Origin of the sequence: Pseudomonas mercuritolerans (assembly GCF_025706525.1) — a bacterium.
GTDB lineage: Bacteria > Pseudomonadota > Gammaproteobacteria > Pseudomonadales > Pseudomonadaceae > Aquipseudomonas > Aquipseudomonas mercuritolerans.
This window is the reverse complement of record NZ_JAMSHA010000001.1, coordinates 407,158-430,371: the sequence shown is the minus strand read 5'-3', so window position 1 is coordinate 430,371 and position 23,214 is coordinate 407,158. Positions and strand designations below refer to the sequence as shown.

Annotated in this window: 27 protein-coding genes, 2 tRNA genes and 1 pseudogene; 22 read left to right on the top strand and 8 right to left on the bottom strand. The window is 56.9% G+C overall.

The features are described from left to right. Positions 1-171 precede the first annotated feature (171 nt). Positions 172-248 (top strand) — tRNA-Val (locus ND528_RS02060). A 410-nt stretch (positions 249-658) separates the two neighbouring features. Here ND528_RS02060 and ND528_RS02055 read toward each other — a convergent pair. Continuing rightward, positions 659-1,135 (bottom strand): hypothetical protein, encoded by a 477-nt coding sequence (locus tag ND528_RS02055; protein WP_137215740.1) that lies wholly within the window; start codon positions 1,133-1,135, stop codon positions 659-661. A 360-nt stretch (positions 1,136-1,495) separates the two neighbouring features. Between ND528_RS02055 and ND528_RS02050 the strand changes: the two are divergent. After that, a pseudogene (locus ND528_RS02050) lies at positions 1,496-1,705 on the top strand (DUF2214 family protein); the annotation flags it as partial. 219 nt (positions 1,706-1,924) lie between these two features. Here ND528_RS02050 and csrA read toward each other — a convergent pair. Beyond that, positions 1,925-2,119: a carbon storage regulator CsrA gene (csrA, locus tag ND528_RS02045; protein WP_003179932.1), complete on the bottom strand. Its 195-nt coding sequence runs from the start codon at positions 2,117-2,119 to the stop codon at positions 1,925-1,927. Positions 2,120-2,369: 250 nt separating this feature from the next. Between csrA and ND528_RS02040 the strand changes: the two genes are divergently transcribed. Continuing rightward, positions 2,370-2,735 (top strand): SPOR domain-containing protein, encoded by a 366-nt coding sequence (locus tag ND528_RS02040; protein WP_137215738.1) that lies wholly within the window; start codon positions 2,370-2,372, stop codon positions 2,733-2,735. Between the two features lie 82 nt (positions 2,736-2,817). Here ND528_RS02040 and ND528_RS02035 read toward each other — a convergent pair whose 3' ends face one another. The 3 genes from ND528_RS02035 to ND528_RS02025 all read right to left on the bottom strand — a co-directional run bounded on the left by ND528_RS02035 (position 2,818) and on the right by ND528_RS02025 (position 5,067). Beyond that, positions 2,818-3,507, bottom strand: coding sequence for an endonuclease (locus ND528_RS02035; protein WP_137215737.1), 690 nt, complete (start codon positions 3,505-3,507; stop codon positions 2,818-2,820). Between the two features lie 4 nt (positions 3,508-3,511). Further along, a complete protein-coding gene (locus ND528_RS02030; RefSeq protein ID WP_016774035.1) occupies positions 3,512-3,781 on the bottom strand; it encodes a DUF1654 domain-containing protein in 270 nt (89 codons plus the stop codon). Between the two features lie 197 nt (positions 3,782-3,978). After that, positions 3,979-5,067: an asparaginase gene (locus ND528_RS02025; protein WP_263469556.1), complete on the bottom strand. Its 1,089-nt coding sequence runs from the start codon at positions 5,065-5,067 to the stop codon at positions 3,979-3,981. Between the two features lie 335 nt (positions 5,068-5,402). Between ND528_RS02025 and ND528_RS02020 the strand changes: the two genes are divergently transcribed. From ND528_RS02020 to ND528_RS01985, 8 genes are all read left to right on the top strand, one after another. Continuing rightward, positions 5,403-5,852, top strand: coding sequence for a hypothetical protein (locus ND528_RS02020; RefSeq protein WP_212615798.1), 450 nt, complete (start codon positions 5,403-5,405; stop codon positions 5,850-5,852). A 198-nt stretch (positions 5,853-6,050) separates the two neighbouring features. Next, the gene (locus ND528_RS02015; protein ID WP_024012403.1) at positions 6,051-7,007 is read left to right on the top strand and encodes a sugar ABC transporter substrate-binding protein; all 957 of its coding nucleotides are present in this window, start codon (positions 6,051-6,053) and stop codon (positions 7,005-7,007) included. 55 nt (positions 7,008-7,062) lie between these two features. Then, entirely contained in the window at positions 7,063-8,616 is a 1,554-nt protein-coding gene (locus ND528_RS02010; RefSeq protein ID WP_130911076.1) for a sugar ABC transporter ATP-binding protein, read from the top strand. Continuing rightward, the gene (locus ND528_RS02005) at positions 8,613-9,590 is read left to right on the top strand and encodes an ABC transporter permease (protein WP_016774040.1); all 978 of its coding nucleotides are present in this window, start codon (positions 8,613-8,615) and stop codon (positions 9,588-9,590) included. Before ND528_RS02010 ends, ND528_RS02005 begins: the two co-directional genes overlap by 4 nt. Before the next feature lie 3 nt (positions 9,591-9,593). Further along, entirely contained in the window at positions 9,594-10,613 is a 1,020-nt protein-coding gene (locus ND528_RS02000) for a LacI family DNA-binding transcriptional regulator (protein ID WP_263469555.1), read from the top strand. Between the two features lie 24 nt (positions 10,614-10,637). After that, positions 10,638-11,555: a ribokinase gene (gene rbsK / locus ND528_RS01995; RefSeq protein ID WP_130911078.1), complete on the top strand. Its 918-nt coding sequence runs from the start codon at positions 10,638-10,640 to the stop codon at positions 11,553-11,555. Further along, on the top strand, positions 11,552-11,956 hold the full coding sequence (gene rbsD, locus ND528_RS01990; protein WP_130911079.1) for a D-ribose pyranase: 405 nt from the start codon (positions 11,552-11,554) through the stop codon (positions 11,954-11,956). Before rbsK ends, rbsD begins: the two co-directional genes overlap by 4 nt. A gap of 31 nt (positions 11,957-11,987) precedes the next feature. Next, positions 11,988-13,016, top strand: a complete 1,029-nt coding sequence (locus ND528_RS01985) for a nucleoside hydrolase (protein WP_263469554.1) — start codon at positions 11,988-11,990, stop codon at positions 13,014-13,016. A gap of 33 nt (positions 13,017-13,049) precedes the next feature. On the opposite strand, the gene ND528_RS01980 is transcribed toward ND528_RS01985, so the two are convergent. Then, on the bottom strand, positions 13,050-13,250 hold the full coding sequence (locus tag ND528_RS01980) for a hypothetical protein (RefSeq protein WP_130911081.1): 201 nt from the start codon (positions 13,248-13,250) through the stop codon (positions 13,050-13,052). Positions 13,251-13,381: 131 nt separating this feature from the next. On the opposite strand from ND528_RS01980, the gene ND528_RS01975 reads away from it, so the two are divergent. Together ND528_RS01975 and ND528_RS01970 are read left to right on the top strand one after the other, a co-directional pair. After that, positions 13,382-13,684 (top strand): hypothetical protein, encoded by a 303-nt coding sequence (locus ND528_RS01975; RefSeq protein ID WP_130911082.1) that lies wholly within the window; start codon positions 13,382-13,384, stop codon positions 13,682-13,684. Between the two features lie 166 nt (positions 13,685-13,850). Continuing rightward, positions 13,851-14,168 carry an I78 family peptidase inhibitor gene (locus ND528_RS01970; RefSeq protein ID WP_130902656.1) on the top strand — a complete coding sequence of 106 codons (318 nt, stop codon included), beginning with the start codon at positions 13,851-13,853 and terminating at the stop codon, positions 14,166-14,168. Between the two features lie 64 nt (positions 14,169-14,232). Here ND528_RS01970 and ND528_RS01965 read toward each other — a convergent pair whose 3' ends face one another. Further along, entirely contained in the window at positions 14,233-14,445 is a 213-nt protein-coding gene (locus ND528_RS01965; RefSeq protein WP_003179963.1) for a cold-shock protein, read from the bottom strand. Positions 14,446-14,735: 290 nt separating this feature from the next. Beyond that, complete coding sequence (locus ND528_RS01960; RefSeq protein ID WP_263469553.1) at positions 14,736-15,038, bottom strand: hypothetical protein; 303 nt, start codon at positions 15,036-15,038, stop codon at positions 14,736-14,738. 369 nt (positions 15,039-15,407) lie between these two features. On the opposite strand from ND528_RS01960, the gene thrS reads away from it, so the two are divergent. The 9 genes from thrS to ND528_RS01915 all read left to right on the top strand — a co-directional run bounded on the left by thrS (position 15,408) and on the right by ND528_RS01915 (position 22,860). Further along, a complete protein-coding gene (gene thrS / locus ND528_RS01955) occupies positions 15,408-17,330 on the top strand; it encodes a threonine--tRNA ligase (RefSeq protein WP_130911084.1) in 1,923 nt (640 codons plus the stop codon). After that, positions 17,330-17,881, top strand: a complete 552-nt coding sequence (infC, locus tag ND528_RS01950; RefSeq protein WP_169432615.1) for a translation initiation factor IF-3 — start codon at positions 17,330-17,332, stop codon at positions 17,879-17,881. The genes thrS and infC overlap by 1 nt, the downstream gene beginning before the upstream one ends. 60 nt (positions 17,882-17,941) lie before the next feature. Next, the gene (gene rpmI, locus ND528_RS01945; protein WP_002553160.1) at positions 17,942-18,136 is read left to right on the top strand and encodes a 50S ribosomal protein L35; all 195 of its coding nucleotides are present in this window, start codon (positions 17,942-17,944) and stop codon (positions 18,134-18,136) included. 27 nt (positions 18,137-18,163) lie between these two features. After that, a complete protein-coding gene (gene rplT / locus ND528_RS01940; RefSeq protein WP_002553161.1) occupies positions 18,164-18,520 on the top strand; it encodes a 50S ribosomal protein L20 in 357 nt (118 codons plus the stop codon). A gap of 109 nt (positions 18,521-18,629) precedes the next feature. Continuing rightward, positions 18,630-19,646: a phenylalanine--tRNA ligase subunit alpha gene (gene pheS, locus ND528_RS01935; RefSeq protein WP_003226365.1), complete on the top strand. Its 1,017-nt coding sequence runs from the start codon at positions 18,630-18,632 to the stop codon at positions 19,644-19,646. 26 nt (positions 19,647-19,672) lie between these two features. After that, positions 19,673-22,051, top strand: coding sequence for a phenylalanine--tRNA ligase subunit beta (pheT, locus tag ND528_RS01930; RefSeq protein WP_263469552.1), 2,379 nt, complete (start codon positions 19,673-19,675; stop codon positions 22,049-22,051). 3 nt (positions 22,052-22,054) lie between these two features. Beyond that, positions 22,055-22,357, top strand: a complete 303-nt coding sequence (ihfA, locus tag ND528_RS01925; protein ID WP_002553164.1) for an integration host factor subunit alpha — start codon at positions 22,055-22,057, stop codon at positions 22,355-22,357. Beyond that, positions 22,338-22,694: a MerR family transcriptional regulator gene (locus tag ND528_RS01920; RefSeq protein ID WP_003179985.1), complete on the top strand. Its 357-nt coding sequence runs from the start codon at positions 22,338-22,340 to the stop codon at positions 22,692-22,694. Before ihfA ends, ND528_RS01920 begins: the two co-directional genes overlap by 20 nt. Before the next feature lie 89 nt (positions 22,695-22,783). Continuing rightward, a tRNA-Pro gene (locus ND528_RS01915) sits at positions 22,784-22,860 on the top strand. Positions 22,861-23,214: the final 354 nt, after the last annotated feature.

Here is a 23,214-nt window from a genome sequence, read left to right as displayed (position 1 = left end):
GTTTAATATATTTTACGAGTGCGTCGATCCTACCCGAGTTGAAAAACCTCCGCCAGCCACCGGAAACTCTTCTTCGCTGAGGCGAAATTAAATATTTTGCATATTCATAGAGTTAGGTGAAAAAAAGGTGTTGACACCCCTCCGGAATTCCGTAGAATGCCGCCTCACAGCAGGCACGTAGCTCAGTTGGTTAGAGCACCACCTTGACATGGTGGGGGTCGTTGGTTCGAGTCCAATCGCGCCTACCAAACAAAATCCGCTCTGCTGGGCGGTCTAGAAGGGCTCACCGAAAGGTGAGCCCTTTTTTGTTGTCTGATGTTTGGGCAAGCTTCAAGCAGGCGACCACCGAACACATCTTCCGCTCAGTGCGTTCCTTTTTCATTTGCCGCAAACGGCATGGAACAGCCCTTCATGCGTCGTCAGAAGGTCGACTGGCTGAGATGATAATTTGATCGGTTCGGTGGGGTGGGGTGGGGCTTAGATAGCGGCGGCGTACTTGGCGAAGCCCATGGCGCGGAAAATGGCGATGGCTCCGGTTTCGTCTGGCTGTTGATTTTGGCGAATGGCTGATCAGATTGGGCCTGATCAGCCATTCCGGGCAGTCACTCGAGCAAACTGTGCTGATTCATGTCACGCCGGGGTGGATTTGCGAGCAGATTCAGGAAGGTCCTTGAGGCTGCGGCTGATTCAGTCCACCTAGAGTTTGCGAGCTCTCGATGTCACAAGCTTTAGCGCGGGCGCGGTCAGTCATGAATGTGTAGTTGCCTGACGAAGGCGTAGCCTTGGCCAATTCGCCAAGAGCCAGATCAGGGGCGTTATAGAATCCGCTCTGACTCAGCGCCTGATTGGTGCAATCGAATTGAAAGCCGCGATAGGAAACGAAATCCTGACTGACCCGCTTCACTATCACGGTGCGGATCGGCATGTCGCCATCAACACTCACGATAGAGTAGGCCGCGTAGTAATCGTCCTGTGCAGCAATTGCACTGGCGGAGAAAGCGAAGATGGAAAGTAGAGGCCATACAGCAGCGGTAATGCGTCCCACGAATTCTTCCTTGACCTGATTTTCGATCTGTTTCTGTTCAGGTGGATATTCTACGGGAAAAATATTTTCTGAAGCATAAAACTGAAACAATTTTCTGTTGTCCCCGGGGGGGTGATTGCATTCGACTCCGGCTTTCATCGGCTGGCAGACGGTTGTTTTTCTGATTTTTCGTTAAAAAAATGTGGCTAATGAAAGACTTACAGATTTTTTTCTCCAACCGGTTATCGAAAAAGCCTTGTTGGTGGTTGTGAACTTAAGTAACATCTGCCTCGCGTTCACCACCACGGTTTATGCATTTTTAAATCCCAAGCTTCCATCAGCTGCTTGGGATTTTTTTTGCCTGCGATTTGGCATTTGGCAATCCGTCGCTCCACCACCTCCGAGCGAGGCGCCGTTTTTTCGACTACTAATGACTGGCCGATTTTCGACTCTTTATAGAGGAGCGCGTCGATGCTGAGTCAGTGGATTCTTGCGGCGATTCACCTGTTTGCGTTTGCCTTGGCCTTTTGGGCAGTGCTGGCGCGTGGCAGAGCGTCCAGCCTATTTGCGTCGGGTACGGGAGCGGCCAAGCGCGTTCTGCTCGCCGATAACCTGTGGGGGCTTTCGGCGTTGACGCTGCTGGTCACCGGAGCGATGCGTGCGTTTGGCGGGTACGAGAAAAGGCGAAATTCTCCGCGCTCTATCGGAAACGTCCGACAGCCAGCTCCAGAAGTGAAAGGTAATATCGGCGCAAGAAAAGAGGGAAGGGGCAAGTGAAAGGAGTCAGCATGCTTCAGGCGCCGTGCCCAGCGGGGTGAAATGCGGATGGCTAAACGGCGCGTGAATCTTTAGCCAGTCTTGCGCGACGGCAATAGGACTGGCTACGTAATGCAGAGTGGCTCAGGGCGTTTGCGGCTTGTCCGGAGCGGTCAGGCCGGCCTGGATGCGTTGATAAATTTCTTCACGGTGCACTGCCACGTTTTTCGGAGCGTTGATGCCGATGCGGACCTGTTGGCCGCTGACTCCGAGGATGGTGATCGTGATGTCATCACCAATGTTTATGCTTTCACCGACTTTGCGGGTGAGTATCAGCATGGTCTTCTCCTTGATTGCTTTGTAGGGCACCTGATTCAGACAGTGCAGAGGTCGGTGGTATCTATAGATTAGTGCGAAGTCTCACGGTTTGGGTGCCTCTTTCTGACGCGCAGAAGCGGCATTAATTCCCAGGGCGTAACTATACAGAGGCTGCAATCATCATTCTCGTTGTTTTGTGCCCATTTTGCGGGGCTCGCGAAGTATTTTTGAATGCTAAGATCCCTGCTTTGTGAATTCCGAGGAAAGCGTTGTGCGCAAATTGGTTTGGCTGGTAGCGGCACTGGCATTGGCAGGCTGCGGTGAAGGCAGGAATGTAGATGCGCCGAAGCCTGAGACGAAGGTCGCGGCAGCGCCGGCGGCCGCCGCGCCACAGTGGGATCTGGAAGTGCGTGGCGAAACTCCGCAGGCAGTCAGTGACCTGAGCGGCTGGTTGATCGAGCATGCTTTCGTTCCGACGGTCGTCAAGGACGGCAGCGGTAAAACACGAATTCTGATCGGTCCGTTCAATTCCCAGGCTGACGCCGAGGCGCGAAAGGTGCAGGTCGATGCAGCGCTGGTAAAAGCCAAGAAACAAAATATCGAATCGGTGGTGATCGAGCATCCGCTCACGCCATAAGCGAAGCGCCTTCAAAACAGGTTGAAGAGACATGAAAAAGGCCTCGAGCATAACGCTCGAGGCCTTTTTATTTATGCTGCAATCAGCCGCAGGCTTTCAGATTCACCGAGCCGACAAACTCGTTGCCACGCCCCATCACGCACGCCACGCTTTGGTTGCGCTGACGCTCCCAGTCCTGCACCGGATAGGTCTTGTCCCACGCCTCGTACAACTGCCGATCCTGTTTGGACAGGCGCAGTCCGTATTGTTTGCTCATATAAAAATATGTGCGGGCGATCATGCCGCGAATCGAAGGGCGGGGCATGACCTTCTTCGCCTTGAAGTCGACCTGCGTCAGGCAGGAACCGTACTGACCGGACTGCACCGGCAACCAGCCGTAGCTGAAGTTGCTGCGGTCACCGTTGACTTCACCGATGCTCGGTACCAGGTTATGCAAGTCAGCTTCGGCCTTTTGATACACCGGGTCGTAGCGTGTGCAATTCTTGCGTCCGCCTTGCTGCCAGCACTGTCGCTGATGTCCGATCTGCCACGCCGGCACGATGTGCTCCCACTCGATTCTCGACGCACGCTTGGCGTTTTTGCGCGGCACATAACCACAAGCCTTCAGATCGACTTTGTTGCCGGTGTACTTGCAGCCGCAGTAAAACTCGGTGGACTGCGGCGCGTAGAGTTTCCACGCGGCTTTCTTGGCTTCGGAAAAGGTTCGTGGCGCGCCAGCCTGGGCGCCCACAGCGAAAATCAACAACAGCAAAGCAATACACCGGACACTCATTGAATCAATCTTCCTTCGGCACAACCCAAAAAATCTGCACGCCACCGTCATCGCGATAAGCGAGGGTAACGTTGTCGTTCTCGTCGATTTCCTCAAGCAGGCGCTCCCAGTCATCCATCGGCTCATCCGGCAAACGGAAAATAAGAGCGGCTTTGGCTTTTTGTGCGGTGGGGGAATTGATGATTTTCTGAACGCGCATACCCATGCGTTCGTAGGCGTCAGGAGCAGCAGGAGAGGTGGCCACGAGGTTATCCTTATTAAGCTGTACGTGCATACAGTATTTAACTGTAAGCGATTTCGCAACTGCTTAAAATTCAAGAAAATCCTCTGACAGCGGGTTTCTGATTTTGGTGTAAGGCTTGTCGAGATTTGTGTGGGAAAAATGCTTGAGGGTTGTAAGCGAGGCACCACCTGCCAAGTTGGCAAGTGGTGCTCAATTGCCCGATCGAGAAGTGATCAGGCGAAGGTCAATCAGTATTCCCAGAACATCCGTTGCAGTTCTTTGCTGTCGTTGGTCTTGGTCAGCGCGACCATCGCCAGGATGCGGGCTTTTTGCGGGTTCAGATCGTGAGCGACAACCCAGTCGTATTTGTCGTCAGGCTGTTCGGCGTTACGCAGGACAAAACCTCCGGCGTTGACGTGGGACGAGCGAATGATCTGCACGCCATCCTTGCGCAACGCTTGCAGCGATGGAACCACGCGGGACGATACCGAACCGTTGCCGGTGCCGGCGTGGATGATCGCTTTGGCGCCGGCTTGCGCCAGTGCCTTGTAGGCGGTATCGCCGACGTTGCCGTAGGAATAGGCGATTTCTACATCAGGCAGGCTCTTGATGTCCTTGATGTCGAATTCCGAATCCATGGTGTGACGCTTGGCTGGCAGGCGGAACCAGTAGGATTTGCCTTCGACAACCATGCCCAGTGGACCCCAGGCGCTTTTGAACGCTTCGGTCTTGATGTTGATCATTTTGCTGACGTCGCGACCGGACTGGATCTCGTCGTTCATGGTGACCAGCACGCCTTTGCCGCGCGCTTCTTTGCTGCTTGCCACGGCTACGGCGTTGTACAGGTTGAGCATGCCGTCTGCTGACATGGCAGTGCCCGGACGCATCGAGCCAACGACGATGATTGGCTTGTCGGTCTTCTCGACCAGGTTCAGGAAGTACGCGGTTTCTTCGAGGGTGTCGGTGCCGTGGGTGATAACGATGCCGTCAACGTCCTTGCTGTCAGCCAGTTCGGAAACGCGACGACCCAATTGCAGCAGGTTGTCGTTGGTAATGCTTTCCGAAGCGATCTGCATGACTTGTTCGCCACGCACGTTAGCCAGTTTGCTCAACTCGGGGATGCCGGCGATAAGTTGTTCGATACCGACTTTCGCTGCCTGGTAAGTGGCACTGTTTGCGGCACTGGCGCCAGCGCCGGCGATGGTACCGCCCGTGGCGAGAACAACGACGTTCGCCAGTTTGGTCTGGGTTTCGACTTTTTTTGCCTGAGCGGCGCTCGGCAGGAGCAGGAGGAGGGCCAATGCGCCCGGAATCAAGGTATTGAAAGCAGATTTCATTATTTTTCTCTCTAGTCGTGAGACGGTGCTGATGCAGGTTCATCTAGATGCGCCCCAAGCCGATCTGAATGCTTGAGGTGCAAGGAGGGGAGCAGGATTCATACCATGCGTAATGTGCCCACGGAAAATGTTTAAGCCGATGATTTAAATCAATATTTGTCGATAGTCGAAGTATTGTTTCCGCCTTGCCCATCCGGGATTCCGAACGACAGGCGGATTCTCGTTCGGCTCACCGATGGCGATTTTTTGAAATGCCGGCCCGTGACAAATCCCCGCTAAAGAAATGTGCTTTCAGGCCGATGCGTCCTCAAGGAAACCAAATCTTAGGAGTTCACATGTCACTGACGGTCGGTTTTGCCAATCCCGCTGCAGTCACCATCGGCGGTAAAACTGCAGCGACTATCAACAGCCTGAACGACGCGACCAATGAGGCATCGGCGCAGGCGCTGGGTACCGAGAAGACTGAGAAGAATCAGGTCAGAACCGGTGGTGGTCCTGTGCAGGAAAACAGTGAAACCGAGGCTGACAGCAATCTCAGCATCACCGTCAAGACGTTGCTCAAGCGGATGAAGGAATTGCAAAAGCAACTCCAGGAGCAGCAACAGCAACTGGCTGCCGCTCAGGCTGCTAGCTATCCGACGCCTGAAGCGAAAACCCAGGCAGTAATGTCGATCCAGGGCCAGATTGCGCAAACCAGCGCGGCACTGGCGGAAGTAGCGGGTGCATTGGTCAAGGAAATGTCGAAAAGCGCTACCAGCGGGGGCTTGGTCAACACGACCGCCTGAAGCGTCAGATGGCCAGCTCAGCGATTCGGCCTACAACAAAAGACGATTTCTGATTGTTGACAAATGTCGGCGGTATTCTCATAGTTCGGTCTACGCAAACGTTTGCGCGGCTTGGAAGGGCCTCTGCTCTCGGAGCCGTGACGTAGCTTACGTCAGCGCAAACGTTGCTCACAATAATCATAAGATCGGAGTGAACCCATGAAGCTGCCATTCGCCGCACGTCTTCTTGCTGTCGCTATGCTGGCTGCCACAGCCGCCGCACTACCTGTCTCCTCGGCGTTCGCCGAATCCGCAGAAAAACCCAAAGTCGCGCTGGTCATGAAATCCTTGGCAAACGAATTCTTCCTGACCATGGAAGACGGCGCCAAGGCCTACCAGAAAGAACACTCCGCCGATTTCGATCTGATCTCCAACGGTATCAAAGACGAAACCGACACCGCCGGCCAGACCCGCATCGTCGAACAGATGATTCTGGCCAAGGTGAATGCGCTGGTGATCGCGCCTTCTGACTCCAAGGCCATGGTGCCGGTTATCAAGAAGGCCGTAGACGCCGGTATCACGGTGATCAACATCGACAACCAGCTCGATCCCGCCGTGGTCAAAAGCAAAAACATCAACGTGCCTTTCGTAGGTCCGGACAACCGCAAGGGTGCACGTCTGGTTGGCGAATACCTGGCCAAGCAACTGAAGGCGGGCGACGAGGTCGGCATCATCGAAGGCGTGTCCACCACCACCAACGCGCAGGCGCGTACGGCCGGCTTCAAGGACGCGATGGAAGCCGCACAGATCAAAGTGGTCTCGCTGCAATCCGGTGATTGGGAAATCGACAAGGGCAACAAGGTTGCCGCTTCGATCCTCAGTGAATACCCGGATGTCAAAGCACTGCTGGCTGGTAACGACAGCATGGCGGTCGGTGCCGTTTCCGCAGTCCGTGCCGCTGGTAAGGCAGGGCAGGTGAAAGTCGTCGGTTACGACAATATCAACGCGATCAAGCCAATGCTCAAGGACGGCCGCGTACTGGCGACGGCTGACCAGTTTGCAGCTAAGCAGGCCGTGTTCGGCATCGAAACCGCGCTGAAGATCATCAAAGGCGAGAAAGTCGACAGCGGTGCCAACGGCGTGATCGAAACACCGGTCGAGCTGGTCACCCAGTAAGTCATCTGGCGACACAACGGCGCTCGTCCGTCCGGGCGAGCGCGTGGAGATTCCTATGTCAGTTTCCGCTCCGAACGCTGTCCTCTCGGTCAGCGGTATCGGCAAGACCTATGCGCAACCGGTGCTCACCGGCATCGATCTGACGTTGATGCGCGGTGAAGTACTGGCGCTGACCGGCGAAAATGGTGCCGGCAAAAGTACCCTGTCGAAGATCATTGGTGGTCTGGTGACGCCGACCACCGGCCAGATGCAATTCCAGGGCAAGGACTATCGTCCGGGCAGCCGTACCCAGGCTGAAGAGCTTGGCGTGCGCATGGTCATGCAAGAACTCAATCTGTTGCCGACGCTGTCGGTGGCGGAAAACCTGTTTCTGGATAATCTGCCGAGCAGCGCGGGCTGGATCAGCCGCAAGCAATTGCGCAAGGCGGCGATCGAAGCCATGGCGCAGGTCGGCCTCGATGCGATCGACCCGGACACGCTGGTCGGCGAGTTGGGCATCGGTCATCAGCAAATGGTCGAAATCGCGCGCAACCTGATCGGCGATTGCCACGTATTGATCCTCGATGAGCCGACCGCGATGCTCACGGCGCGCGAAGTCGAAATGCTCTTCGAGCAGATCACGCGACTGCAGGCTCGCGGCGTTTCCATCATTTATATCTCTCACCGCCTCGAAGAACTGGCGCGTGTGGCGCAACGCATTGCTGTGCTGCGTGACGGCAATCTGGTCTGCGTCGAGCCGATGGCCAACTACAACAGCGAGCAACTGGTCACCTTGATGGTCGGTCGCGAACTGGGCGAACACATCGACATGGGGCCGCGCAAGATCGGCGCTCCGGCGCTGACGGTCAACGGCCTGACGCGTTCTGACAAGGTCCGCGATGTTTCCTTCGAGGTGCGCGCCGGCGAGATTTACGGCATTTCCGGATTGATCGGGGCAGGGCGCACGGAGTTGCTGCGGCTGATCTTCGGTGCCGATGTTGCCGACAGCGGCACCATCGCGCTCGGCTCGCCGGCCAAGGTTGTGAGTGTTCGCTCGCCTGTCGATGCGGTACGCAACGGCATTGCGCTGATCACCGAGGATCGCAAAGGCGAAGGGCTGCTGCTCAGTCAGTCGATCAGCGCCAACATCGCCTTGGGCAACATGCCGGAAATCTCCAGTGGCGGTTTCGTCAACAACGGCGACGAAATTTCCTTGGCGCAACGTCAGATCGAGGCCATGCGCATCCGCAGCTCGAGCCCTACGCAGTTGGTTTCGGAGCTGTCCGGCGGCAATCAGCAGAAGGTCGTGATCGGTCGTTGGCTGGAGCGCGACTGTTCAGTGCTGCTGTTCGACGAGCCCACTCGCGGAATTGATGTCGGTGCCAAGTTCGACATTTACGGTCTGCTCGGCGAGCTGACCCGTCAGGGCAAGGCGCTGGTGGTGGTGTCCAGCGACTTGCGCGAATTGATGCTGATCTGTGATCGGATCGGCGTGCTCTCGGCGGGGCGGCTGATCGACACCTTCGAGCGCGACAGCTGGACCCAGGATGATTTGCTTGCCGCCGCTTTCGCCGGCTACCAGAAACGTGATGCGTTGCTCAATGAAGCAGCGCCTAGGGATCTCCCATGAAAACTGCATCTTCTGCCAGTAAACGTAGTGGCAATTTCTTCGGCCTGGGTACTTATCTGGGCCTGGCCGGTGCCTTGCTGGCGATGATTGCGCTGTTCTCGGTCCTGAGCAGCCATTTTCTCTCGTACAACACTTTCAGCACCCTGGCCAACCAGATTCCCGACCTGATGGTGCTGGCGGTAGGCATGACCTTTGTGCTGATCATCGGCGGTATTGATTTGTCCGTCGGCTCGGTGCTGGCGCTGGCCGCATCGACGGTCAGCGTTGCGATTCTCGGCTGGGGCTGGAGCGTTCTGCCGGCTGCGCTGCTCGGCATGGCCGTGGCGGCTCTGGCCGGGACCATCACTGGCTCGATCACCGTGGCCTGGCGGATTCCGTCGTTCATCGTCTCCCTCGGCGTGCTGGAAATGGCCCGCGGTGTGGCATATCAGATGACCGGGTCGCGTACTGCGTACATTGGCGATGCGTTCGCCTGGCTGTCGAATCCGATCGCGTTCGGCATTTCCCCGTCGTTCATCATCGCTTTGCTGGTGATCTTCATTGCGCAGGCGGTTCTGACCCGCACGGTTTTTGGTCGTTATCTGATCGGCATCGGCACCAACGAAGAGGCCGTGCGTCTGGCCGGGATCAATCCCAAGCCCTACAAGATTCTGGTGTTCAGCTTGATGGGGCTGCTGGCAGGTATCGCTGCGCTGTTTCAGATTTCCCGTCTGGAAGCCGCGGACCCGAACGCAGGTTCCGGACTGGAACTGCAAGTGATCGCGGCCGTGGTTATCGGCGGCACCAGCCTGATGGGCGGGCGCGGTTCGGTGATCAGTACTTTCTTTGGCGTGTTGATCATTTCCGTGCTCGCGGCCGGTCTCGCGCAGATTGGGGCGACGGAGCCGACCAAGCGCATCATCACCGGCGCGGTGATCGTTATCGCTGTGGTGCTCGACACCTATCGCAGTCAACGCGCCAGTCGCCGGGGCTGAACCATGGCAACGATCAAGGATGTAGCGGCGCTCGCGGGCATTTCCTACACGACCGTGTCCCACGTGGTGAACAACACCCGTCCGGTCAGTCAGGAAGTGCGGCGTAAAGTCGAGGCGGCGATCAAAAGTCTCGACTATGTACCCAGTGCCGTGGCGCGCTCGCTGAAAGCCAAGACCACCGCGACCATCGGCTTGCTGGTGCCGAACAGTCTCAACCCATACTTCGCCGAACTGGCGCGGGGAATCGAGGATTACTGCGAGCGCAACGGATATTGCGTGATCCTCTGTAACTCCGACGACAACCCGGGCAAGCAGCGCAGCTATTTGCGTGTGTTGCTGGAAAAGCGCATCGACGGTTTGATCGTCGCCTCTGCTGGCGGTGACAGTGGTCTGGCGCAAGGGCTGGCAGGCGTGAAGACGCCGATGGTCATCGTCGACCGGGGCCTGGAAGGTGTGAATGCCGATCTGGTGCGCATCGACCACGAATACGGCGCTTATCTGGCAACCCGCCACCTGCTCGAGTTGGGGCATCGCGACATCGCCACGATCGGCGGTCCGGCCAGTACCAGCGTGGCGCAAATGCGTCAGGCCGGTTATTGCCGAGCGCTACAAGAGGCGGGAATCGAGGTGCGCGAAGAGCGCATGCTGGAAAGCGACTTCACCAGCACCGGCGGTTACAACGCTGCTGCCCGGCTGCTTGAAAGCAATCCGCCCAGCGCGATTTTCGCCGGCAACGACATGATTGGTATCGGTGTGCTGCGTGCGGCGGCCGAACGTAACGTCCGGGTGCCCGCCGAGCTGTCGGTGATCGGCTTCGATGACATTCAGATGAGTCGTTATGTCTATCCGGCGCTGACCACGGTCGGCCAGTCGATCCTGCAACTGGGCGAGATGGCCGCCGAAGTGCTGTTGCGCAGAATTGCTGCGCCGGACTCGGGCACCGATCAACGCATCGTGACCCCGAGCATTGTCCTGCGCGAATCGACCGCGCCGCTGTCCGGCGTGTTTACCGAATATCGCTGAAACCGAATTGATGAGTAGTGATGTATGCCAGCAAATGTAGTGGTAATAGGCAGCCTGAACATGGACCTGGTCACCCGGGCGCCACGACTGCCGCGCGGCGGTGAAACGCTGATTGGTCATTCCTTTGCCACGGTGTCGGGCGGCAAGGGCGCCAATCAGGCGGTTGCGGCTGCTCGTCTGGGTGCGCAGGTGGCGATGATCGGCTGCGTGGGCCATGACGACTACGGCGTGCGATTACGCGATGCCTTGCTCGCCGAGGATATCGACTGCCAGGCTGTCAGTGTTGTAGAGGATTCCAGTGGCGTCGCGCTGATTGTGGTGGATGACAACAGCCAGAACGCCATCGTGATTGTCGCTGGTGCCAACGGCGCGATGACGCCGGCGGTAATCGAGCGCTTTGACGCGATTTTGCAGGCCGCCGATGTAGTGATCTGTCAGCTCGAGATTCCCGATGCGACGGTCGGGCATGCGCTCAAGCGTGCACGTGAACTGGGCAAAACCGTGATTCTTAACCCGGCGCCAGTCAGTCGCCCTTTGCCGGCAGACTGGTTTGCCGCGATCGACTACCTGATTCCCAACGAGAGCGAAGCTGCAGCGTTGAGCGGTTTGGCTGTCGACTCGCTGCAGTCGGCAGAAACGGCTGCCAGCCAATTGATCGCCATGGGTGCCGGTAAAGTCATCGTCACCTTGGGCGCGCAGGGTTCTTTGTTCGCCAATGGCAAGGGATTCGAACACTTCCCCGCGCCGACCGTGAAGGCGCTGGATACCACGGCGGCGGGTGACACCTTTGTCGGCGGCTTCGCCGCAGCGCTGGCCAATGGCAAATCCGAAGCCGAGGCGATCCGCTACGGTCAGATCGCTGCGGCACTGTCGGTTACCCGTGCCGGTGCACAACCGTCGATTCCAACCATGTCCGAAGTACAGGCGTTCAGACCCGCATGAAAAAGACTCCATTACTCAACGTCGCGCTGTCGCGACTGATCGCTTCTCTTGGCCACGGTGACATGGTCGTGATTGGCGATGCCGGTTTGCCCGTGCCGCCGGGTGTCGAATTGATTGATCTGGCGCTGACCCATGGCGTCCCTGATTTCGTCAGCACGCTGAAAGTCGTGCTCAGCGAGATGCAGGTGGAAAGCCATGTGCTGGCCAAGGAGATCTTCGACAAGCAACCCACGGCGCTGGCCGATCTGGACGCGTTGAACGAAGAGGGCGCGCTGGGCCGTAGGGATCTGCTCACTCATGAGCAGTTCAAGGTGCTTAGCCGACAGGCCAGGGCGATCATTCGTACAGGAGAATGTCAGCCGTACTGCAACATCGTTCTGGTCGCCGGAGTTACATTCTGATTTCCGATTTCACCTGCACAAGGAATGCGCTATGCAACGCTATGCTGAAAAACTCCATCAACTGCTTCGGGGGCTGCTGCTTTTGTCCGTGATTACTGGGGCCGGCGCACAGGCGGCGGAAAAGATCGACCTGATCATCGACACCGATCCAGGCGCTGACGACGTGGTCGCCTTGCTCTTTGCCCTGGCTTCGCCGGATGAATTGAATATCCGTGCCTTGACCACCGTCGCGGGCAATGTGCGCCTGGACAAGACCTCGCGCAACGCGCGGCTGGCTCGCGAATGGGCAGGGCGCGAAGACGTGCCGGTTTACGCTGGCGCACCGAGGCCGCTGATGCGCACGCCGATCTACGCCGAGAATATTCATGGCAAGGAAGGCCTGTCGGGCGTGACGGTTCACGAACCGAAGAAAGGCCTGGCGAAAGGAAATGCGGTCAATTATCTGATCGACACCCTTAAATCCGCCAAACCGCACAGCATCACTATCGCCATGCTCGGCCCGCAGACCAACCTGGCTCTGGCGTTGATCCAGGAACCGGAAATCGTTCAGGGCATCAAGGAAGTGGTGATCATGGGCGGGGCGCATTTCAACGGTGGCAACATTACCCCTGTGGCTGAATTCAACCTGTTCGCTGATCCGCAGGCTGCCGAGGTGGTGCTCAAGAGCGGGGTGAAACTCACCTATCTGCCGCTGGACGTGACCCACAAGATCCTGACCAGCGATGCACGCCTGAAGCAGATCGCCGCGCTGAACAACAATGCGAGCAAAATCGTCGGCGACATTCTCAACGAATACATCAAGGGCGATATGGAGCACTACGGCATTCCCGGCGGCCCGGTGCATGACGCGACCGTTGTGGCATACCTGCTCAAGCCTGAGCTGTTCACCGGCCGGGCGGTTAACGTCGTGGTGGATAGCCGTGAAGGACCGACATTCGGCCAGACCATCGTTGACTGGTACGACGGTTTGAAAGCACCGAAGAATGCGTTCTGGGTCGAAAATGGTGATGCCCAGGGATTCTTTGACCTGCTGACCGAGCGCTTGAAGCGTCTGAAATAAGTCGTAAACCCGCAGGCTGTTGTCTGCGGGTTTTCACTGTGCCTGTTCGGCCTGACCGATCGGATAGCGTTCGAATACCTGATTGATGAAATGTTGCGCCGCTTCTATTCCCAACTCCTTGACCAGTAAATCGATGCCGATCAACGCCAGTTCTTCCGTCGTGCCGGGGCTGTAAGAGCTGTGTCCTTCGGCCCATCTGGCGTTGATGGCGGCGTCGATGCTTACACTGGTCATGAGGAGGCTCGAAAGGTCAGGATGTCTGTTTTTCGAGTTAACCATTTTGCGCGGCGTTTGGCACTGCGACTTAGGCATGAGCGGAGTGCTATGCGACACTTGGTCTTTTCCGGCTTGCCAAGGACCCTGTTGTGCACATCGATCTGAATAGCCCTGACGGCCTCACACTCGAAGCAGTGCGCCAATTGCTCGCCTCGGCCAGTGACGACGTACACAACCAATTGCGCGTGACCAAAGACGGCATCGCCTATCTGTCCACCGTGACCGGTGGGCAGGATATCGACGGTCTTCTTTTTCGCCTGGAAACCTGGGCAAAGGGCTCCGGCTATGTGGGTAACGTCGCAGCCAGCGATGAAGTCTGGGTGATGCAGATTTACAACGCGCTCAGGGACAACTGGCCGAATCCGCCTTATGACTACATCGACGTTTATTGATGTCGTTAATATTCAGTCACGATTGTTTGCTGAGTCGCTGCGCGCAGCTCAGGCACACTCGGCATTTTTCCGCTCGTGGGCCAGGGCATGGCTTGAGCCTTGAAACCAAACGCCGCATTGGCGGTCGCACGATCTCTGCTTAAACATTTGAAAACAAGGAGGCTTCATGCCTTTGAAGTTCGCGACACTGGGTGCACTTATGGCCGCTGCGCTATTGGCTGGTTGTAGCACAACCTCCAGCGAGTCGGCAAAGGAGCCCGTGGCGGCTGAATCGGGAAGCAGCCGCTGCGAAGCATCGGCAGCGCAATTCGCCATCGGCAAGAAAGCATCCCCTGAATTGCTGGATCAGGCACGTGCCAAGGCTGGGGCGCAAAATGCGCGCTTCCTCAAGCCAAACGACATGATCACCCTGGAATACCGCTCCGATCGCCTGAATCTGAACACCGACAACAACCTGGTGGTTACCCGCGTCAATTGCGGCTGAACACTTTGTTCAAGACATAAAAAACCCCGTCACTTGGACGGGGTTTTTTTAGTGCGCCGAGAAATTACTCTGGGCGAACCTGTGCAGCTTGCATACCCTTTTGGCCTTTCTCAGCCACGAAAGAGACGGTCTGGCCTTCTTTCAGGCTTTTGAAACCGTCGGATTCGATAGCTTTGAAGTGTACGAACAGGTCGTCACCGCCACCTTGAGGAGTGATGAAGCCGAAGCCTTTTTCATCGTTGAACCATTTAACGGTGCCGGTTTGGCGATTAGACATGGTGTATCTCCAAGAAACATATATTTTCAGTAGTACTGTGCTGCTCAGGCCAACTGGGCACACCCGGGTATCATAGTCGAAATGTTCGCTTTGGGAGCCCCCCGGACGTGCTGTTTGCCAATCAGTCGTGTTTTCTTTACCACCCGTTTCTGCTGAAAGCCCCGGATTGAAAGGCTTTCAGCGAAACGTAAAGACGATAAAAAAACCTGTAAAACCTGCATAAATCGTCTGAAAAGGCTCATTTCCAGCACTTTTTTCCGTCTTTCAGCCGATGTTAATACCCGGTTTTCTTATTTTTTCGGGGCGGTATTTGCCTTGCATTTGGCGATCTGGCCAAGGGCTTTCTGTTGCAATTCAGGAGTCGCCTTGTTGTCCATCAGCGCCTGAATGTCGCTGGCCGGATAGGACTTGATGGCGTCAGCACCACAAGCGCAGTGGGATTTCGCTGCGGCAGCACCAATTTGCTGGGTGGCAGCCTGAGTGCACTGGGCCATGTACTTCTCGCGCTCGCCTTTCGGCCAGTCGGCATGGGCGCTCAATGGCAGCAGCATAACGACGGGGGCAACGACGGCGAATGAGCTTTTCAGACGCATGCGAGGATGCTCCTTGTGGGTCAATGTCTTGTTATCTGAGGGCGCAACGGCCTATCAAGTTCAGCACTCTGGCATAAAAACGGACATTTCGCCTTCTGCCAAATCAGGGCGTAAGCGACCGCTCATCTGTGCTAGCATGCCGGGCTCAAGCGTTCTCAGGCTTCGGATGACCTTCAGTCCCGAAGCGGTCGGCGTGCGAATTTTCCGATTTGAATCCCAGTCACTCTGGTTCGGTTTTCCGGTTGGCCGCAAGGCTCCTGCCGCTGTAAGGCAGGCGTTCGTCATTGAATGGCCTGGATCGGATCTTGTACTGGCTCATCCCAACCCACGTGACCTTTGGTAGGGGTCACCACTAGGAGAGGAGGCGCCATGCCAACTATTACTCTTCCCGACGGCAGTCAACGTTCATTCGATCACCCGGTTTCCGTAGCCGAGGTCGCCGCATCCATTGGTGCAGGTCTGGCCAAGGCGACGCTCGCGGGCAAGGTCAATGGCCAACTGGTCGACGCCAGCGACATCATCAGCAGCGACGCGACCCTGCAAATCATTACGCCAAAGGATGAAGAGGGGCTGGAGATCATTCGCCACTCTTGCGCGCACCTGGTTGGCCATGCGGTCAAGCAGCTGTACCCGACCGCGAAGATGGTCATCGGCCCGGTCATCGACGAAGGCTTCTATTACGACATCGCCTACGAGCGTCCTTTCACGCCGGAAGACATGGCGGCCATCGAACAGCGCATGCAGCAGCTGATCGAGAAGGATTACGACGTCGTCAAGAAAGTCACTCCGCGCGCCGAAGTGATCGAAGTGTTCAAGGCCCGCGGCGAAGACTACAAGCTGCGTCTGGTCGAAGATATGCCGAACGAGCAGGCCATGGGTCTGTACTATCACGAAGAGTACGTCGACATGTGCCGCGGTCCGCACGTGCCGAACACGCGTTTCCTGAAATCCTTCAAGCTGACCAAGCTGTCGGGCGCCTACTGGCGTGGCGACGCCAAGAACGAGCAGTTGCAGCGCGTCTACGGCACCGCCTGGGCTGACAAGAAGCAACTGGCGGCGTACATCCAGCGCATCGAAGAAGCCGAGAAGCGCGATCACCGCAAGATCGGCAAGCGTCTGGGCCTGTTCCATACCCAGGAAGAATCCCCGGGCATGGTGTTCTGGCACCCGAATGGCTGGACTCTGTACCAGGTGCTCGAGCAGTACATGCGCAAGATCCAGCGCGACAACGGCTACCTTGAGATCAAGACTCCTCAAGTCGTCGACCGCAGCCTGTGGGAAAAATCCGGGCACTGGGCCAACTATGCCGACAACATGTTCACCACTCAGTCGGAAAACCGCGACTACGCCATCAAGCCGATGAACTGCCCGTGCCACGTGCAGGTATTCAATCAGGGCCTGAAAAGCTACCGTGAGTTGCCGATGCGTCTGGCCGAGTTCGGTGCCTGTCACCGTAACGAGCCATCGGGTGCGTTGCACGGCATCATGCGTGTGCGAGCGTTCACCCAGGACGACGCGCACATTTTCTGCACCGAAGAGCAGATGCAGGCCGAGTCCGCTGCGTTCATCAAGCTGACCATGGACGTCTATCGCGATTTCGGCTTTACCGAAGTCGAGATGAAACTGTCCACTCGTCCGGAAAAACGCGTCGGCTCCGATGAGCTGTGGGATCGCGCTGAAGCAGCATTGGCTGCAGCCCTTGATTCTGCTGGCCTGCCGTACGATCTGCAGCCGGGCGAGGGCGCTTTCTACGGGCCGAAGATCGAGTTCTCGCTGAAAGATTGTCTCGGTCGCGTCTGGCAGTGTGGTACCTTGCAGCTCGATTTTAACCTGCCTGTCCGTTTGGGCGCTGAATACGTCTCTGAAGACAACAGCCGCAAACACCCTGTGATGTTGCACCGAGCGATCCTCGGTTCTTTCGAGCGTTTCGTCGGGATTCTGATCGAGCACTACGAAGGTGCTTTCCCTGCGTGGCTCGCGCCGACCCAGGCGGTGATCATGAATATCACTGATAAACAGGCAGATTTTGTTGCAGAGGTTGAAAAAACTCTCAACGAAAGCGGATTTCGTGCCAAGTCCGACTTGAGAAATGAAAAGATCGGCTTTAAAATCCGCGAGCATACTTTGCTCAAGGTTCCCTATCTTTTGGTTATCGGAGATAAGGAAGTCGAGATGCAGACTGTCGCTGTGCGTACTCGTGAAGGTGCTGACCTGGGCTCGATGCCCGTCGCCCAGTTCGCTGAGTTTCTCGCGCAAGCGGTTTCCCGGCGTGGTCGCCCAGATTCGGAGTAATTATTATTAAGCGTGAAATGAGACAAGATAAACGAGCTGCACCGAAAGCCCCGATCAACGAGAATATCTCGGCACGCGAGGTTCGGTTAATTGGCGCTGATGGCGAGCAGATTGGCATCGTCTCGATTGATGAAGCGCTTCGTATCGCTGAAGAAGCAAAGCTTGATCTGGTGGAAATTTCCGCAGACGCAGTCCCGCCTGTTTGCCGGGTGATGGACTACGGCAAGTCGATCTTCGAGAAGAAGAAGCAGATTGCCGCGGCAAAGAAAAACCAGAAGCAGATTCAGGTTAAAGAAATCAAGTTTCGTCCAGGGACGGAGGAAGGGGATTACCAGGTAAAACTGCGCAACCTGGTACGTTTCCTGAGTGACGGGGACAGGGCCAAGGTATCCTTGCGATTCCGCGGCCGTGAGATGGCCCACCAGGAGCTGGGGATGGAACTCCTCAAGCGGGTTGAACAAGACCTGCTCGAGTACGGTTCGGTCGAACAGCATCCTAAGATGGAAGGACGCCAGCTGATCATGGTCATCGCCCCGAAAAAGAAGAAGTAATCAACAGGGCACGGCAGGCCTTCTGATTATGTTTATCAACTGAATGCGGAGTATCCGAACATGCCAAAAATGAAAACCAAAAGTGGTGCTGCCAAGCGGTTTCTGAAAACTGCTAACGGCATCAAGCACAAGCACGCTTTCAAGAGCCACATCCTGACTAAAATGTCGACCAAGCGTAAGCGTCAACTGCGCGGTAGCAGCTTGCTGCATCCGTCTGACGTGGCAAAAGTCGAGCGCATGCTGCGCCTTCGTTAATTTAGTCAAGAATAGAGGAAGTAACTCATGGCTCGTGTAAAGCGTGGCGTCATTGCCCGTAAGCGTCACAAAAAAATTCTGAAACTTGCTAAAGGCTACTACGGCGCACGCTCCCGCGTATTCCGTGTTGCCAAGCAAGCGGTAATCAAGGCAGGCCAGTACGCCTACCGTGACCGTCGTCAGAAAAAACGTCAGTTCCGCGCTCTGTGGATCGCTCGTATCAACGCTGGTGCTCGTGTTAACGGTCTGTCCTACAGCCGTTTCATCGCTGGCCTGAAAAAAGCGTCCATCGAGATCGACCGTAAGGTTCTGGCTGATCTGGCAGTGAACGAAAAAGCGGCGTTTGCTGCGATTGTCGAGAAAGCTAAAGCCACCTTGGCTTAAGTACCCCCGACAGTCACCCGGCCTCACCTCTGTGGGGCCAGGTGTTAAACGTCATAAATAGGGGAAGAGCCTTCAAGCTCTTCCCCTATTTTGTATCTGGAGTCTGTACATGGAAAACCTGGATGCGCTGGTCTCTCAAGCACTAGAGGCTGTGCAAAGCGCTGAAGATATCAATGCCCTGGAGCAAATCCGGGTTCAATACCTTGGCAAGAAGGGCGAATTGACTCAGGTGATGAAGACCCTGGGGAATCTGCCGGCAGAAGAGCGTCCGCAAGTCGGCGCGCTGATCAACGTTGCCAAGGAACGTGTTACAGGCGTTCTCAATGCGCGCATGGCATTGTTTGAAGAAGCCGAACTGGCTGCCAAACTGTCTGCCGAATCCATCGACGTGACGTTGCCGGGCCGTGGCCAGACCTCTGGCGGTCTGCATCCGGTCACCCGGACTCTGGAGCGCGTCGAGCAGTTCTTCACCCGCATTGGCTACGGCATCGCCGAAGGCCCTGAGGTCGAAGACGACTACCACAACTTTGAAGCGCTCAACATCCCAGGCCATCACCCGGCCCGGTCGATGCATGACACCTTCTATTTCAATGCCAACATGTTGCTGCGCACCCATACCTCCCCGGTACAGGTCCGCACCATGGAATCCAAGCAGCCGCCGATCCGCATCGTCTGCCCGGGCCGCGTCTATCGCAGCGACTCCGATATCACCCATTCGCCGATGTTCCACCAGGTCGAAGGCCTGCTGGTCGATCGCGATATCAATTTTGCCGATCTCAAAGGCACCATCGAAGAATTCCTGCGGGTGTTCTTCGAGAAAGAACTGGCCGTGCGTTTCCGTCCTTCGTACTTCCCGTTCACCGAGCCATCCGCCGAAGTCGACATGGAATGCGTGATGTGCAGCGGTAAAGGCTGCCGCGTCTGCAAGCAGACTGGCTGGCTGGAAGTGATGGGCTGCGGCATGGTTCACCCGAACGTGCTGCGCATGTCCGGCATCGATCCGGAAGAGTTCTCCGGCTTTGCCTTCGGCATGGGCGTCGAGCGTCTGGCCATGCTCCGTTACGGCGTGAACGACTTGCGTCTGTTCTTCGACAACGACTTGCGGTTCCTCGCGCAATTTCGCTAGTCGTAACGAATTCTTAGGAGAGCAGGATGAAATTCAGTGAACAATGGCTGCGTGGCTGGGTTAGCCCGCAGGTAGATCGCGACGAGCTGGTTGCCCGTCTGTCGATGGCCGGTCTTGAGGTCGATAGCGTTACGCCGGCCGCCGGTGTATTCAGCGGCGTGGTTGTGGGTGAGGTGCTGAGCACCGAGCAGCATCCGGACGCCGACAAGTTGCGCGTGTGCCAGGTCAGCAATGGCGCGGAAACCTTCCAGGTCGTGTGCGGAGCGCCAAACGTGCGCCCGGGCCTGAAGATTCCTTTCGCCATGATCGGCGCAGAACTGCCGGGCGACTTCAAGATCAAGAAAGCCAAGCTGCGCGGCGTCGAGTCCAACGGCATGCTGTGCTCGCAAGCCGAATTGCAGGTCGGTGAAGGCAACGACGGTCTGATGGAACTGCCGGCCGATGCGCCGGTGGGCGAAGATTTCCGCGTGTATCTGGATCTGGAAGACGCCAGCATCGAGGTCGACCTGACCCCGAACCGTGGCGACTGCCTGTCCCTGGCCGGTCTGGCCCGTGAAGTCGGCGCGCTGTACGCCGTGCCGGTAACTCGTCCTGTGGTGGCTGCGGTTGCAGCGGTGCACGACGAAGTGCGTTCGGTTGAAGTGCTGGCGCCAGCCGCCTGCCCACGTTATCTGGGCCGGGTCATCCGTAACGTCGACCTGTCCAAGCCGACGCCGCTATGGATGGTTGAACGTCTGCGTCGCGCCGATGTGCGCAGCATCGACGCTGCGGTCGACATTACCAACTATGTGATGCTGGAGCTCGGCCAACCGCTGCACGCTTTCGATCTCGCCGAAATCAATGGCGGTATTCGCGTGCGTATGGCTGAAGAGGGCGAGAAGCTGGTTCTGCTCGACGGTCAGGAAGTCAGCCTGCGTAGCGATACGCTGGTCATCGCTGACCACACTCGTGCACTGGCGATCGCCGGCGTCATGGGTGGCGAGCACAGCGGTGTTTCCGCGACCACGCGCGATGTATTCCTGGAATCTGCGTTCTTTGATCAGATTGCTGTTGCCGGCAAGGCACGTTCCTACGGCTTGCACACCGACGCTTCGCATCGCTACGAGCGTGGCGTTGACTTCCAGCTGGCCCGTGAAGCCATGGAGCGCGCCACTGGCCTGCTGCTGGAAATCACTGGTGGCGAAGCTGGCCCGATCATCGAGACCGTCAGCGAGCAACACCTGCCATCGATTGCACCGATCACTTTGCGTGCTCAGCGCATCGCGCAGATGCTCGGCATGGAGATGGATTCGGCACAGGTCGAGCGTCTGCTCAGTGCCTTGGGCCTGAGCATTACCGCTGACGGCGAAGGTCAATGGCGCGTTGAAGTGCCAAGCCATCGCTTCGATATCAGTCTGGAAGTCGACCTGATCGAAGAGCTGGCTCGTCTGTACGGTTACAACCGTCTGCCGGTTCGCTACCCGCAAGCGCGTCTGGCGCCACAAGCCAAGGCCGAAGCGCGTAGCGATCTGCCTGAGTTGCGCCGTTTGCTGGTTGCTCGTGGTTATCAGGAAGCGATCACTTACAGCTTCATCGATCCGCGTCAGTTCGAACTGTTCAATCCAGGCGTCGAGCCGCTGTTGCTGGCCAACCCGATCTCCAATGATATGGCAGCCATGCGCTCGTCGCTGTGGCCAGGTCTGGTCAAAGCGCTGCAGCACAACCTCAATCGTCAGCAGGATCGCGTGCGTCTGTTCGAGAGCGGCCTGCGCTTCGTTGGTCAGCTTGAAGGCTTGAAGCAAGAGCCGATGCTGTCCGGGGTTGTCTGCGGTAGCCGCTTGCCGGAAGGCTGGGCGCAGGGTCGCGACACCGTCGACTTCTTCGACGTCAAGGCTGACGTGGAAGCGGTATTGGGTTTTGCTGGTGCCTTGGATTCGTTCACCTTTGCTCCGAGCAAACACCCGGCGCTGCATCCGGGTCAGACCGCGCGCATCGAGCGTGAAGGTCGCGAAGTAGGCTTCATTGGTGCGATCCACCCAGAATTGTCGAAGGCTTTGGGGCTGGATCGTCCGGTGTTCGTCTTCGAGCTGGTTCTGGCGGAAGTGGCGCTCGGTAAAATGCCGAAATTCCACGAGTTGTCGCGCTTTCCTGAAGTGCGTCGTGACCTTGCACTGATCGCGCACAAAGATGTCGCGGCCTCGGCTGTACTGGACGTAATCCGTGAAAATGCAGGCGAATGGCTCACAGAGCTCAGGCTGTTTGACGTGTATCAGGGTAAAGGTATTGATCCTGATAGAAAAAGCCTTGCAGTTGGCTTGACCTGGCAGCATCCATCGCGCACTCTTAATGACGATGAGGTGAATTCGACGACGCAAAATATCCTCACCTCGCTCGAACAAAGGTTGAACGCCACGTTAAGGAAGTGACGTATGGGGGCTTTGACGAAAGCTGAGATGGCGGAACGTCTGTATGAAGAGCTGGGCCTGAACAAGCGGGAAGCCAAGGAATTGGTAGAACTGTTTTTCGAGGAAATCAGGCACGCTCTTGAAGACAACGAGCAGGTCAAATTGTCCGGTTTCGGCAATTTCGACCTTCGGGACAAACGCCAGCGGCCTGGCCGCAACCCGAAAACGGGGGAAGAAATCCCGATCACGGCTCGCCGTGTGGTCACCTTTCGTCCAGGGCAGAAGTTGAAGGCCCGAGTTGAGGCTTATGCTGGAACCAAGTCATAACGACGAGCTACCCGTCATCCCGGGCAAACGCTACTTCACCATTGGTGAAGTCAGCGAGCTGTGTGCCGTAAAGCCACACGTGCTGCGCTATTGGGAGCAGGAGTTTCCTCAGCTCAACCCCGTCAAACGCCGCGGGAACCGCCGGTATTATCAGCGCCAGGACGTGCTGATGATCCGGCAGATCCGTGCGCTCCTTTACGATCAGGGTTTCACCATCGGCGGCGCACGTCTGCGTCTGTCCGGCGACGAAGCCAAAGACGATACCACCCAGTACAAACAGATGATTCGGCAGATGATTGCCGAATTGGAAGATGTCCTGGTGGTGCTCAAGAAATAAAAAGCAGCGTTTGAATACTTCCAGTTTTCAAAAGCTTGCGATATATTCTTGAGCGTTCTTCGAGGTGAAGAACGAGATGCAACATCAGTCGGGGCGTAGCGCAGTCCGGTAGCGCACTAGCATGGGGTGCTAGGGGTCGAGTGTTCGAATCACTCCGTCCCGACCATATTTTTCAATGACTTAGGCCAATGTTCACAGCATTGGCCTTTTTCATGTGTGTGAGATTTGCGGGGCTACTTCGATCACGGCTGCGGCTAGCACCCTCAAGCGTTTGAGTTAATGAAAATGTCCGCTCGTCGAGCAAACAGCACTCCTCGTGCTCCGAGCTCCTCTCACTTATTAAGCGCAGCCCCTGCGCCACTGACGGGAGAGAATGATGATCGACGACAACAACGGCCCTGAAGCGCCATATCCGGGACCAGGCGAGCAAACCCCTGGCTCTGGCGAGGGTCATGATTCCGGACTTGAGCAAGCTGACTCTGAGCCCAAGCAAGGTACCGACGAACGACCAGAGGACTGG